Origin of the sequence: Deinococcus betulae (assembly GCF_020166395.1) — a bacterium.
GTDB lineage: Bacteria > Deinococcota > Deinococci > Deinococcales > Deinococcaceae > Deinococcus > Deinococcus betulae.
On sequence record NZ_JAIQXU010000091.1, the window covers coordinates 1 to 835 of the forward strand.

Below are 835 nucleotides of genomic sequence, written 5' to 3' on the forward strand. Positions count from 1 at the left end.
TAGAGGGTGCCAAGAACCGGTTTGAAGTGCGAGGCAGGAAATTTGCAGCGAGCAGAATGGGTGAGTGACGCGCCAAGGGTACCCCAGTGACGTGGATGACGACACGTACTTGTTTCTGCTCCCCTATCTGCTGCTGAGTCCTGAAGACGCGAGGCAACGGAAATACCCCATCCGAGACGTGCTGAATGCTCTACTCTGGGTCGCGCGCACGGGGGCACAGTGGGCCTACCTGCCGAATGATTTTCCGCCCGCTGAGACGGTGCGCCAACAGGCGCACCGCTGGTTTGTGGCTGAGTGCTTTCAGAGCGCAGCACATGATCTGCGAATCCTGTCCCGCGTGGAGAAGGGCCGGAACGGGGAGCCCACCGCGATCATCATTGACAGTCGGACGCTCCAGAGCACACCGGAAAGTGGGCACCGTGCAGGCTTTGACGGCGCGAAGAAGCGCAAGGGCACCAAGGTCCATCTGGCCGTGGACACGCTGGGCCATATCCTCGCGGTCCTCACCACACCGGCCAACGAGCAAGACCGAGCACAGGTCAAAGACCTGTGCCTGGAAGTGCAGGAAGCCACGGGTGTGACGGTTCAGGTTGCCTTCGCCGATCAGGGCTACACCGGGACTGGACCTGCTCTGGACGCCACGCAAGCAGGGGTCGAATTGATCGTGGTCAAGCGACCCGAAGCCGCCAAAGGGTTCATTTTGGTGCCCAAACGCTGGGTCGTGGAGCGCTCCTTCGCGTGGCTGTCGCGCTTCAGACGCCTGGGACGTGACCTGGAGCGCTTGCCCTCTACCCTGGTCGGCTTCCATGTCCTAGCCGCCTGTATTCTGCTCTGC

1 protein-coding gene is annotated in these 835 nt (G+C 61.7%); it reads left to right on the top strand.

Going from position 1 to position 835, the window contains the following annotated elements:
- Positions 1-64 precede the first annotated feature (64 nt).
- Positions 65-835, top strand: a 771-nt coding sequence (locus K7W42_RS22755) for an IS5 family transposase (protein WP_224577692.1), incomplete at its 3' end; no start/stop codon positions are given.